This window comes from Pontibacter amylolyticus (genome assembly GCF_014638845.1).
Lineage (GTDB): Bacteria > Bacteroidota > Bacteroidia > Cytophagales > Hymenobacteraceae > Pontibacter > Pontibacter amylolyticus.
Window position 1 is genome coordinate 807,256 of sequence record NZ_BMFP01000001.1, and the last position, 12,996, is coordinate 820,251.

Sequence of the window (12,996 nt, forward strand, 5' to 3'; positions counted from 1 at the left end):
TAAGAGTACAATAATATTACGCCTAACCGGCCCAGATGTTCGGCTTTGTGACGTACTTAAATTGTCCATAAAACCGAGATGTTAAAAGAAAGCCCTGAAGGGTGCTATGGTGGCAAAAAACGGGCTACTAACATCCTGGTAACACAACATCTCTGCCCTCTCCTTTTGTAAAGGCAGCGCCTGTATACCTGCCAATGCAATTTTTTTGTTTCGAAAACAGCCATTTGAAATCTGTTACGTATAGAGGGCAATACAATTATAACGGTGCTTCCGTCACAGCCGGATAACTTCATGGCTCTTGACTTTGCTCCTGCTGGCAGCAAGTCTGTAGAAGGGCGATCGGACAGGGGAAGTTGCCACTAAACCAGCATTCACACGCTTCTCTTGATTCATAACGGCGTCTGCATATGTTATTCAACTCCATTGAATTCTTCATATTCTTTCCGGTAGTCGTTACGCTCTACTTCCTGACGCCACCCAACCGCAGGTGGCTTATTCTGCTGCTGGCCAGTTATTACTTCTACGCCTCGTGGCGCCCCGCCTATACCCTGATACTTGTTGGGTCTACCTTGGTAGATTATTTCTGCGGCCATGCCATGGGCAGGTATAGCGACGAGGAAAAATACAAACGCAAGCCATACCTCTGGTTTTCGCTGTTCTCCAACCTGAGCATACTCGGCCTATTCAAGTATTACAATTTCTTTAACGACAGTGCACGGGAGGTGGCCTCGGCATTGAGCATGGAATATGCCGTGCCTGCTTTCGAGCTGCTGCTGCCGATGGGCATCTCCTTCTATACCTTCCAGACGATGAGCTACTCAATTGATGTGTACCATGGGCGCATCAAACCGGAGCGCCATCTGGGAGTGTTCGCGCTGTTCGTCACCTTTTTTCCGCAACTGGTGGCCGGCCCGATCGAGCGGGCAGGCAATTTACTGGGGCAGCTCAAATCCCACCACGAATTCAGCTACGAACGCGTGGTGGGCGGCCTGCGGCGCATGGGCTGGGGTTTCTTCAAAAAGATCATGATCGCGGACAACCTGGCTTTGATGGTGAACCAGGTATACAATAACCCGACTGACTACGAAGGCATCACGCTCATCATCGCTACCGTCTTTTTCGCATTCCAGATTTACTGCGACTTCTCCGGCTATTCAGATATCGCCATTGGAGCGGCGCAGGTGATGGGCTTCCGGCTAATGAAGAACTTCCGCCGGCCCTACTTTTCGAAGAGCATCTCTGAGTTCTGGAGCCGCTGGCACATATCGCTCTCGTCCTGGTTCCGCGACTACCTCTACATCCCGCTGGGTGGCAACCGGGTGGTAAAGTGGCGCTGGTACTACAACCTGTTCATCACGTTTCTGGTAAGCGGGCTGTGGCACGGCGCTAACTGGACCTTTGTGGTGTGGGGTGCCCTGCATGGCTTTTACCTGGTGTTCGCCATCGTGACGGCCAAACAGCGTGATGCCCTGGCCCGATCGCTGGGCCTTGCGGAAAGTCCGCTGCTCTACAAGTGGGTGCAGGTGCTAAGTGTGTTCGTGCTGGTTCTCTTCTCGTGGGTGTTTTTCCGGGCCAATTCGCTGGCGGACGCGCTCTATATCCTGCAAAGCAGCGCGACAGGTATAGGCAATATAAGGCAAGTGCTGGCAGGTATAGAGTTGCAACACCTCCTGTTCATGGACCAGGGCTTTAGGGTATTTGCCGTGTCTGTCATTTCGATCCTGATCATGGAGACGGTGCACCTGATCCAGCGCCGAGGCAGTGTATCACAGCTGATCAGTCAACGGCCGGCCGTCGTGCGCTGGGGGCTGTATTATGCCGCCATCGTGGCGGTACTGCTTTTCGGACAATTCGGGCACCAGGAATTCATTTATTTTCAGTTCTAAATGGCGCAGGAAACCAAAAATAACGAAGTGAGAAGGCTGCTCAGGAAACTGACGCTATTGGTATTGCCTTTTGTGCTGTGGCCCCTGATCGAAGCCATCGTGCTGCCGATGGACGCTTTCACCTTCCGGGTATGGGAAACCATTTCAGTGAACAGTGTGCGCCTGCTGTCAGGCCCCTTTTACCCGAACATGCATATGCGTATGGAGGAAGAGGGCGAACTGGCACCACGCACGCCATACGCCGAGAAAAAGCAGGTGGAATGGTTCACGGATTCTTACGGCTACCGTAACCGCGACACCAAAGCCGAGGTACTGCTGATCGGGGACTCCAACATCACCGGTGCCAAACTCTCGCAGGAGGAAACACTGTCCGAAGTGCTGGAAAGGGAACTAGGGAAGGAGGTATACTCCTTCGCCCCTGCCACGATCAACCGTTTTCTGGGTACTAAACGTTTCGAGGAAAATCCGCCTGAGGTGGTGGTGGTGTCGAGCATCGAGCGCCGCATACCGGAACTGCCCGCCGTGGGTGCCACAGGTATAGGCAACAAGCTCCGCGACCGCACAGGCTCCGTTGTCAATTCGTCGGGGGTGCTGACCTGGCTGGCCGTGACGGCTGACCGCATTTCGAAGCTGGCGCTCTACCACCGTACCCTGGCCAACATCGAGCGGAAGTTTGGTAGAAAGAAGTACATCCAGTACCAAAACGAATTTTTCATGGAAGGCGGGCACGCCAACCGCACCTTCCGTGACGAAGAGATAAAACAAATTGCCGATGTGCTGGAAGGCTACAAACAGGCGCTGGCAGAGCGCGGTATACCTTTCGTGTTCATGCCCATACCCAACAAAGAGAACATCTACCACCAATTGCTGCCATCGGGGCAAAAGCCGGACTTTCTGCCCCGCCTGGTGGCTGAACTCCAGCGCCGGAACGTAAAGGTAGTGGACATGCAAAGCACGTTCGAACACTTATACCTGAATGAAAAGAAAAAGCTGTATCCGGCCGATGACGGACACTGGAACAACACGGCGGTAGTGGCTGCCGCCGAACTGCTGGCGCAGCATTTGCAACAAGCAGCAGACAGCACCCAGCTCAACAGCCGACACCTGGTAAATCAGCTGGATTGATGGTGCAACACAGCCAAATTTGAATTACAAACGTATAGCAATTATTACTCACCGTATATATATGAAACCAAAGGTATTTTACGATAAATCCACCAAACGTCTGAAAAAGATTCTTGGACGTATCATTCCCCACAACACCCGTTTCAGACCTATTGGCGTTTGCCAGATTAACAAAGGCGGCCAGACTGACTGCCCTCCGTCCGAGGTGAAGGTGCATAGCATCTACCCGAACCTGACCACCCCACTCGAAATATCAGAGGACCTCTACAAGGCCTGCTCCGACTACTGGAAGCCGATGCGCAGCGTCACCACCGACTATGTGGTGGCGGAGGTTCCGAACGGACGCATCTACACAGACAATGAGAGCAGTGTGGCCATCGTGTCGCAGCAAAACCGCATTATTGAGAACGTATCGCTTAGTCTGGTGAACGGTAAAGTGGTAAGCGCAGCTCAGAACAACATCTTTACCCAAAGCTATTTCCAGGCGCCTACACGCTTTAAGGGCACGGTATTCAGCATGCTGACAGGCGGCGCAGGCCTCAACAACATCGGTCACTGGTTCATGGATGTGCTGCCGCGCCTGCACCTGCTCCGCGAGAGTGGGCTTTACGACGAAATAGACTGGTTCCTGGTGCCCAGCACACGCTATGGCTACCAGACCGAAACACTGGAGTTGCTGGGTATACCTACCGAAAAAATCATCACCTCAGTTGAGTACCATCACCTGACCGCAGACCGCGTAATCGCCTCCACGGCGCCGCGCGGCAACCATACCCTGGTGCCCCGCTGGATGGGTCAGTACATCCGTAATTCCTTTCTTCCGCTGGTGCAGCACGAAGTCCTGCCCGATTCGGAGCGGGTACCTTACCTGTACATCAGTCGTAGCGACTCGGCCATACGCAACGTACTGAACGAGAAAGAACTGCTGGAAGCCTTGGAACCGTATAACTTCAAGTCGATCGTATCGAGCAAGTACAGTATTCTGGAGAAGATCCGGATGTTTTCGCAGGCAAAGGTGGTGGTGTCGGCTACAGGTGCCGGCCTGATCAGCATGTTCTTCTGCAAGCCGGGCACCAAGATCATCGAGATCTTCCACGAAGGGTTCGTGATAGAGCCGTTCTATGACATCGCCACCAAGATTGACCTGGACTACGACTACATCATCTGCAAAGGTGACAAGCCGGTGCACAATGCCGATGAAGGCCAGCGCCAGCATTTGCTGGTAGACACCAATCAGGTAGTGGAAATCCTTGAGAAAATGCCAAAGAGTTCGAAAAAGGAAAGTAGTGTGGAGACAGTTTAGCGCCTGCTACTAAGAGATATTTGCCTCTGTGACCCCGGTTGCAGGGGCAATTTTCTTTTTAGCCCGGATAGCGTCTTCGTAGATGGAGAGCAGCATACGGTAATTGGCCTCCGGCGTATACCTCACCTCGTAGCTTTGGCGGGCTGCGGTACCCAGCTGCCGTACCATTCGGGGGTGCTGGATCAGGGTTTGCACGCGCTCAGCCAGTTCCTCCGCATTGCCAGGGCTATAGAGCAAGCCATTCACACCGTCCTGCACGATCTGTGCAGCTCCCCCTATGTTGGCGGCAATAACAGGCGTTCCCGTCGAGAAGGCCTCGATAATGGTCATGCCAAAAGTCTCCAGCCACTCCGAGGAAAAGATCAGCCCTTTGGCGCGCTTCAGGTGCTCCAGCACCTGCTCCCGGTTCTGAAAGCCCAGGTAGTCTATACCTGCATGCGTCGCTGCATACGCCTCTACTCGCTCCCGCAGCGGACCGTCACCCACCACTTTCAACGGGAAAGGGCTCAGTTCATGTGCTTTCAGGAGCGTCTCTATCCCTTTCTCAGGCGTCAGGCGACCTACGTACAGGAAATAATCCTCCCGTTCGATACGGCTTATACCTATGTCCTGGGTAAAGTTGGGTTTAACAGCTACCTGCCCTGGTTTGAGTTTAAGAGATGATTTTCGGAACAGGTCAGCGGCCTCGGTGGTGAGGGCAATAAACTTGTCGACTTTACGCTGCCAGGTACCCAGCACCTTGTGCATACCGGTGGTGAGCACTACGGAGGCTGTTTGCACCGCAGAGTCACGGTATACCTTCTGGCGAATGGCTCCCAGCGGGAATGTCTTGCGCAGATTATCCAACTGTACCTTTCCGTTATAGTAAAGAAGGGCGCTTGGGCATACCAGGCGGTAATTGTGCAGCGTCATCACGATGGGCACCTGCATGCGGCTTGCCACATAAAAAACGGCCGGCGAAAGCAGGGGAAAGAAATTGTGCACATGAATCACATCAGGCTGAAAGGCCTTTATCCGCTCCTCCACTAACTTCGCGCTACCCGGATTATACACAACGCCCAAAGCAGCCTGTAGCTTCTCAGACATACTGTTCACCTCTCTGTTCGAAAAGGTAAGCTTCTCCACCTGATGGCCGTGCTCCTCCAGCAAGGCGGCCTCGGCATGAAAAACGGTGTCTTCGCCTCCGGCCTGTTTGTAATAGTTGTGTATAATCAGAATGCGCATGTGTTGTTTAGATGTCAGGCATGCGAATTCCCGCCCGGGCCATACCTGACTTGAGCGGGAATTCGCGTGCTGCTGTATTTCACAGCCTGAGGGTTTAGGCGATCGCGGTTGTATTGGGTGCCTGTTCTTTCTTTTCAGCAAAAGCCGAAGCGAAATACTGGCGCTGTTCTTCACGCAGCCTGTCGATGGTACGGCCTTCCGGCAAAATCACATCATCGTAGGTGAGCACCTGGTCTTTCGGAATGTCACGCTTCAGCACACAGCCTTCGGCTATACCCATCGGAAGCAGGGTCTCGCGCTCGGTCACGTCGGCGTTCTCGCACAGGCCGTAGGTCATGTAATGCCCGATGCCGTCGATGGTCTCCCCGGCTTTCAAATCCTTTTTAGCGGCAGTTACTACTTCTACATACGGACGGTCAAGCGGCGTGAGGGCGGCATCGTTGAAAAGTACGGCTCTGGCAATGGTGAGCGGCACTTCGAGGTGGCACAGGTGGTACGGGGTATAGAAACAGTAGAGCGGCCCCTCGCCCATCTTATAATAGTTGAGGTAGTGCTGCTGCCTCGGATTATCCTGGGTAGCGAGCACAAACACGCCGCCGGCCGGTTCGGCTATACCTACCACGTAGTCCACAATACCGGGACCGTTGGTGAGTTCTTCCAGCGGGAACAGGTTCACTGACTCCCGGATATTGGCTCCCTGCGGTGCGTATGGCCCCAGCATGCCGCGCTTGGCCACACGCATACCAGTTCCGTTGGCCACGATGGCCTGTTCAAAAGAGATCTTGGTGCCGTCGGCAAAGGAAGTGACCATAGCGGGGTTCTGTCCCCAACGTTTGGCAAAACCTTCCTGCGTAGTCGGGTTGCGGTAAGGGTCGTGCAGGCCTTTGATGTTGCCGCAAAGCACGGGCTTCATACCGATGGACTTCACGTAGCGGTACAGGTTCATGATCACGCCGGGCTGGTCGCCGTCCACGTTCGTGAACACGACGCCCGCTTTGTCGGCGTGTACCTTCAGGATGGGACCCACCGTACCGTCCACCTCGGCATCCATCATGATGGTGTGCTTACCGTTACGGATCGCCTCCAAGGCCACTTGCGCCCCGAACTCCACAGCACCGGTCACTTCCAGAATCGCATCGATCCCTTCGGCACGGCACAAAAGCATCGGGTCGTTGGTTATGCTATACCTGCCGTTTCGGATGTTTCCCTGCAGGGCCTCTACAGAGTCCACTTCGTCCACTTCGGCTATACCTGCCTCGTTGTAGGTTTCGCGGGCACGGTCGATGGTACGGTTCGAAATGGCCACAATCTCCATTCCCGGCACATGGTTTTTAACCTGCAGCGCCACGCCCTTGGCCATAAATCCAGCTCCTACCATCCCGACGCGGACAGGTCTGCCTTCGGCTTGGCGTTTGGCTAATGCGGTATCTATAATGATCATTTTCTTCTTGTTAAGTAAAATTTAGACAAAGGAGTTTCTTGACATAGGACAAAGGACTACTATATAGGCCTCATTGTAATCAGCTGTAATCGCATTTCGAAAGTATTTTGTCCTTTGTCAATCAGTCTTTTATCAATTTCTTTTCTACAAAGCCGACTGTTCAGGTATAGCTTCCAGCAGCGGGTGGTTCTGGTCTTTCTCCGAGATGATCTGCGGCTCGATTGGCCACTGTATGTTGAAAGCCGGATCGTTCCAGCGGTGGCCGCGCTCTGCTCCCGCCGCATAAAAGGCCGTCACCTGGTACATCACGTCGGAGTTGTCCTCCAGTGTCAGGTAGCCGTGTGCGAAGCCTTCCGGTACGTAGAGCATGCGGTAGTTGTCAGCAGTCAGCTCCACACCGATCCATTGCTTGTACGTTTCAGAGTCCGGGCGCAGATCCACGATCACATCGTAGATGGCGCCGCGGGTGCAGCGCACCAGTTTGGTTTCGGCGTGCGGGGCCTGCTGCATGTGCATGCCGCGCAGGGTACCTTTCTTGTAATTGTAGCTCACATTGGCCTGCACCAGTTTGGTGTTCAGCCTGTACTGCTCAAACTCTTGCTGGCAATAGGCCCGGCCGAAAAAGCCGCGCTCGTCTTCCAGCTTTTTAATGTCGATGATGTAGGCGCCTTTTAGTTTGGTTTCTGTAAAAATCATGTGCGTTGTTGTATTTGAAAACACCTGCAAAGGGCTGCTTTGCAGGTGTCTGTCGTTCAGATTAGGAGGGCAGGTATACGGGTTGTTCTTCTCCCAGATATTCCGCGATCTGCCTCATCGTAAATTCTTTGATGTCAGTTATACCTTCGTGGTACGTTTTGTACCAACCGATGGTGCGCTCGATGGCCTGGGCTGAGTTGTACTTCGGTGTCCAGCCCAATTCTACCAGCGCCTTGCTGATGTCGAGCTTGAGCAGACCGGCTTCGTGTGGCTGGTTCTTGAGCTCCGGCTTGTCGTAACTTCCTGAGCCCCAAACCTGAAGGGCTTTCTGCACCAAATCCTCCACCGGACTGTTATCGCCGGCCTGCGGACCAAAGTTCCAGGCGCCGCCAAAGGCTTTCGGGTCCTGAGCCAGTTTGGCGCCGAGCAAGAGGTATCCGCCCAGCGGTTCCAATACGTGCTGCCACGGACGCACCGCATTCGGGTTGCGCACCGTCACCGGCTCCCCTACCCGCAGGGCCCGCACAATATCCGGTATAATGCGGTCCTTGGCCCAGTCGCCGCCGCCAATCACGTTACCGGCTCGGGTGCTGGCAATCGCTTTCTGGTGCCCCTCGTAGGCCTCCGGGTGGAAGAAAGAGCGGGTATAGGACGAAATCACCAGTTCCGCACAGGCTTTGCTGGCGCTGTACGGATCATAACCGCCCAGTTGGTCGCTTTCGCGGTACGGATATACCCATTCCTTGTTCTCGTATACCTTGTCTGTCGTGATCAATACCACCGTGCAGGGCTTCTCCAGTTTGCGCACCGCATCCAGCACATGGGCTGTGCCGATGGCATTTACGGCAAAAGTCTCCGATGGAAACTCGTAGGAAAGACGCACCAGCGGCTGGGCGGCCAGATGGAAAATAAAGTCCGGTTGGAAACGCAGCACGGCCTCTTCTACAGCCTCCTTGTCACGAATGTCGGCAATGACCGATTCGCACAGGCTGTCGCCGTCCATCAGGTGGTACAGGTCTTCGTCGGTTTCAGGGGCCAGGGCGTAGCCCATCACTTCGGCACCCAGGGAGTGCAGCATTTGCAGCATCCAGGAGCCTTTGAAGCCAGTGTGGCCCGTCAGAAATACTTTTTTGTTTTGATAGGTTTGCTGCAGAAATTCTCTCTTCATCAGCTTATGTTTCGCTAAAAGGTCAGGTATAGGATATGTTATACGCAGGGGCAAACATTCTGGTATACCTGGCACCTTTTAGGCATTTACGGGTTGGTTTTTGATTACATTATACCATGGCGCATTGCCCGCCTGAATTAATTCCTCCAGGTAGTTCTTGTCGCGCAGGGTGTCCATGGGCTGCCAGAAGCCGGTGTGCTTGAAAGCCGACATCTCACCTTCGCGGGCCAGTCGCTCCATCGGCTCGCGCTCCCAGGTGGTGTGGTCGCCGTCGATGTAGTCAATCACGGAAGGCTCCAGCACAAAGAAGCCACCGTTGATCCAAGGCTGTTCACCACCTTCCGGCTTTTCCTGAAAGTGGCGCACATGTGTGTCCTCTCCCGAGAGCGTGAACACACCAAATCGGCCAGGCTGCTGCACGGCGGTAAGCGTGGCCTTAGTGCCCTGCTGTCTGTGGAATTCAATGGAGGCGCTGATGTCCACGTCACTCACGCCGTCGCCGTAGGTCAGGCAGAATGTCTCGTCGCCAATGTAGTCGCGCACGCGCTTCAGGCGGCCACCTGTCAAAGTGCCCTCGCCGGTGTCAACGAGCGTCACCTTCCAGGATTCCGTTTTGTTCCGGTGCACCTCCATGCTGTTGGTGCTCATGTCGAAGGTCACATCGGAGTTATAGAGGAAGTAGTTGGCGAAATACTCTTTGATCATGTGGCCTTTGTAGCCGCAGCAGATCACAAAATCGTTGATACCGTGGGCCGAGTATATTTTCATGATATGCCAGAGGATTGGTTTTCCGCCGATTTCCACCATGGGTTTCGGCCTGATACCACTTTCCTCACTGATGCGGGTTCCGTATCCGCCTGCCAGTATTACAGCTTTCATTAATTTCTAAGGGTTTGGGTTGAATTTCTATTTAAATCTGTCATCTATACGACAATTACTATATTTTGATTTTGATAATGCGGATTTTCTGAAGGCGGCAAATTAGCTGCCTGATAATCAAGACTTAGCATGTTATAACACGCCTCAACCGGTAACTATCAGTTCTTATACCTGTATTTGACAGATAGGTTGGGTCTTTGCCAGTCATCCTCTAAAAAGGCTCATTATTAAAATCGAAAAGATCGGATGAAAAAAATGCGCTGCGGGCTTCTATACCTGGACAGCGCATTTTTATTGGCTTAGCCTACCGTAACGGTGGTAGCTTTGCTATGTTTATCTTTGGGCCAGAGCATATCTTTTAACGTCAGGTATACGAACGTGCTGTTAGTAACCAGGTAGCGCTTCCAGAGGCGCTTCGGCTCCTGGTACAACCGGTAGGTCCACTCCAGCGACAGGTCACGCGCCCACTTCGGCAAGCGTTTCTCCAGTCCGGCATAGGTCATGTAAGCCTGGCCAACGCCCAGCATGCACGCTTTCACGCGGCCCTTGTGCTCGGCCATCCAGCGCTCCTGCTTCGGACAACCCAGGGCCACAAACACCAGGTCGGCTCCTGCGTCGTTGATCATATCCACGATCGACTGGTCCTCGGCCTCTGTCAGTTGGCGGAAAGGCGGTGAGTAATAGCCTGCTATCTTTATGGCAGGGTGCTTCGCCTTTGCGGTAGCAACCACGGCCTCCAGCACATCGTCTGTAGAGCCGTAGAAGAAAACCGACTTGCCTCTGGCAGCGGCCTCCTCGATCAGGCGTGGCATCAGGTCCATACCCGGCACGCGGTCCTGCTTATGGCCGTACTTCAGCTTCATCAGTTTCGACAATGGACCGCCGTCGGGCGAGGCCACATCCGCCTCGTTTAAAATTTTATTGAATCCCGGATCCTGAGAGGCCTCTACCAGCATGTGCACATTGGCAAAGCACACATAAGAAGAATCTTTGTTTTCGGTCATCCAGAAGACCTGCTCCACAAATTCATCGAAGCGACCCGTGGTAATGTAGGAATTCAGTAAGCGACGCTTCTGCTGCAGGGGTGCCGCTGTTCTGCGTAGGGTGCTTGGTTCCATTATATCGTTAGTATGCATTTTTCTCGCCTCTCACCATGTTCCATACTGTCAGGAAGATGATTTTCATGTCCATCATGAAGCTCCAGTTCTCCATGTATTTCACATCGTACTCCACACGCTTCTCCATGAGGTGCACTTCTTTGGTTTCGCCGCGGTAGCCGCTCACCTGTGCATACCCTGTGATACCCGGTGTTACGAAGTGGCGCATCTTGTACTTGTTGATCACTTTAGAGTAGTGGTCCAGCTGCGACACCAGGTTCGGACGCGGCCCTACTACGGACATATCGCCAAGCAGCACGTTGAAAAACTGTGGCAGTTCGTCCAGGTTCGTCTTGCGCAGGAAGGCACCCACTCTGGTTACACGCGGATCGTCTTTGGTGGCCTGCAGCTCTGTGTTGTTGTTCACACGCATGGTTCTGAACTTGTAGCACACAAACAGGCGGTTCTTTTTACCAGGACGCAGCTGCTTGAAGAAGATCGGCCCCGGCGAGCTGATTTTGATCGCCAGCGCAATGATCGGCATCACGATCGGGAACAGCAGCAGGATAACGGCAGAAGAGAAGGCAATGTCAAACACACGCTTCGCAACACGGTTGGTCACTTGTTCCAGTGGCTCTTTGCGCACACTGATCATCGGGATGTTCTGGTAGAAGTACATGTTCACCTCACGCTGCACAATGGCGCTGAAATCTGGCACAATGCGGAAGTAGATGAAGTTCTCGTCAGCAAACTCTGTCAGCTCGTCGATGTGCTCCTTGTCATTTACAGGCAAGGTATAGTATACCTCGTCGATGTTGTTCTGGAGGCAAAACTCCTGCAGGTCAGACACATTGCCTTTCACCATGCTACTGTGCTTGCTTAGTTCATCGGCCTTGTCTGTGAAGAAGCCCATGAACTTACGACCTGGCGCTTCGTCGTTGCTGAAGGTCTGGTGCAGGTTGATGGCGGCAGGCCCCATCCCTACGATCACGTAACGGCTGTACGCCATATCTGACTTCGAGAAGTAGCGCTGCGTTAGGAAAAGAACCACGCGGCTAACACCGATCAGCAGGGCTGTAAACAGATAGGTATACAGCAGCAACAGGCGGGACAGATGCTCCAGGTTGAAGATTACGATACAGCTGGTCAAAATCACAGCGTGTATCGCAAAGGCATTCAACAGGTTACCTGTCCTTCTGCCCACTGGCAGGAAAGCGTCTACTCTGAAAACGAAGTTCTTGAACCCTGATACGATCCACCATACCAGCGCGAAAAGCACAAAGAAGATACTGTATTGGTGGGTGAGTTCCAGATCGCCGTATCTGAAAAGGTTTGAAAGCTTAAAAGCGAAAGCTATCAGCGTAATGTCTAGTATTAATAAGATTATTCTATTAAAACTATTATAGTGTCTGTATTTGTGCATAACCTGTAATTGTACTTATTGAATCATAATTCCCTTTTTCCCTAAATTGACCTTCTAACGCCTCTCACCTTCAATCACTTTGTCAATCCCCACGTTGCTCTGGGAGCAATGACAATCTCAATGTCTGTATTCACCTTTGTATTTTAAGTTTTACTTCTGTTTTGGATCCTCCTCTGCCAGATCAGATTTGGCTTTGAGTTAGCTATCAGAATTTAGACTGAAATACGACTGCATTTATATTAAGGTTTATTAATTTATCGCTAAATCAGGAATAAAATTTAAAGCGACAATATTAACATATTTATATTTTTAAATAGTCATAGGTTAAAATAATAACTTACAACTTTGTTATATAACTATTCTCATAATACACCCCTTTTAGGTCTGTCATTTCTCAAAAGGTTACATTCAGAAGGCTATTTATTCTGTAAAAAAAATATTTGTACCCACTCAAAAAAATCAAAGGGTTTTTTTTAAAACCCGACACCCAAAAGTGGATTTCTTTTATTAGAAGATACACGAGAATACACCGCTTGAACACACCCAAGTATACTGTAAAATCATATCAAAATAATACAATATGATAGCTAATTGTTTTACTGCAGGGCGTGTTATAAGGCATGAATTGAATAGAAAGATGGTTCTGGCGGGTCTCCAGGGCAAGATTATCTGCTGGAGGGAGGTATCACATAAAAAGTCTGAAAGACCAGTTCATAAAAAATTTACAATTATTTGAACCAAGTAACTTTAAAAA

The 12,996-nt window shown here is 52.0% G+C and carries 10 protein-coding genes; 3 read left to right on the forward strand and 7 right to left on the reverse strand.

Annotated elements, in window-relative coordinates; translation table 11 throughout:
* Positions 1 to 407 precede the first annotated feature (407 nt).
* From IEV97_RS03550 to IEV97_RS03560, 3 genes are all read left to right on the forward strand, one after another.
* Positions 408 to 1,886 (forward strand): MBOAT family O-acyltransferase, encoded by a 1,479-nt coding sequence (locus IEV97_RS03550; RefSeq protein WP_188500109.1) that lies wholly within the window; start codon positions 408 to 410, stop codon positions 1,884 to 1,886.
* Positions 1,887 to 3,011, forward strand: a complete 1,125-nt coding sequence (locus IEV97_RS03555) for an alginate O-acetyltransferase AlgX-related protein (RefSeq protein WP_188500110.1) — start codon at positions 1,887 to 1,889, stop codon at positions 3,009 to 3,011. It abuts the gene before it with no gap.
* 61 nt (positions 3,012 to 3,072) lie between these two features.
* Entirely contained in the window at positions 3,073 to 4,314 is a 1,242-nt protein-coding gene (locus IEV97_RS03560; RefSeq protein WP_188500111.1) for a glycosyltransferase family 61 protein, read from the forward strand.
* A gap of 9 nt (positions 4,315 to 4,323) precedes the next feature.
* Here the strand turns inward: IEV97_RS03560 and IEV97_RS03565 are convergent, their stop codons facing one another.
* The 7 genes from IEV97_RS03565 to IEV97_RS03595 all read right to left on the reverse strand — a co-directional run bounded on the left by IEV97_RS03565 (position 4,324) and on the right by IEV97_RS03595 (position 12,242).
* On the reverse strand, positions 4,324 to 5,538 hold the full coding sequence (locus tag IEV97_RS03565) for a glycosyltransferase family 4 protein (RefSeq protein WP_188500112.1): 1,215 nt from the start codon (positions 5,536 to 5,538) through the stop codon (positions 4,324 to 4,326).
* 94 nt (positions 5,539 to 5,632) lie between these two features.
* Positions 5,633 to 6,979: an NAD(P)H-dependent oxidoreductase gene (locus IEV97_RS03570; protein ID WP_188500113.1), complete on the reverse strand. Its 1,347-nt coding sequence runs from the start codon at positions 6,977 to 6,979 to the stop codon at positions 5,633 to 5,635.
* Positions 6,980 to 7,123: 144 nt separating this feature from the next.
* Positions 7,124 to 7,675, reverse strand: coding sequence for a dTDP-4-dehydrorhamnose 3,5-epimerase (gene rfbC / locus IEV97_RS03575; RefSeq protein ID WP_188500114.1), 552 nt, complete (start codon positions 7,673 to 7,675; stop codon positions 7,124 to 7,126).
* 61 nt (positions 7,676 to 7,736) lie between these two features.
* Complete coding sequence (rfbG, locus tag IEV97_RS03580) at positions 7,737 to 8,843, reverse strand: CDP-glucose 4,6-dehydratase (protein WP_188500115.1); 1,107 nt, start codon at positions 8,841 to 8,843, stop codon at positions 7,737 to 7,739.
* 78 nt (positions 8,844 to 8,921) lie between these two features.
* On the reverse strand, positions 8,922 to 9,722 hold the full coding sequence (gene rfbF, locus IEV97_RS03585) for a glucose-1-phosphate cytidylyltransferase (protein WP_188500116.1): 801 nt from the start codon (positions 9,720 to 9,722) through the stop codon (positions 8,922 to 8,924).
* A gap of 299 nt (positions 9,723 to 10,021) precedes the next feature.
* Complete coding sequence (locus IEV97_RS03590; RefSeq protein ID WP_229733772.1) at positions 10,022 to 10,840, reverse strand: WecB/TagA/CpsF family glycosyltransferase; 819 nt, start codon at positions 10,838 to 10,840, stop codon at positions 10,022 to 10,024.
* A gap of 7 nt (positions 10,841 to 10,847) precedes the next feature.
* A complete protein-coding gene (locus IEV97_RS03595; RefSeq protein ID WP_229733773.1) occupies positions 10,848 to 12,242 on the reverse strand; it encodes an undecaprenyl-phosphate glucose phosphotransferase in 1,395 nt (464 codons plus the stop codon).
* Positions 12,243 to 12,996 lie beyond the last annotated feature (754 nt).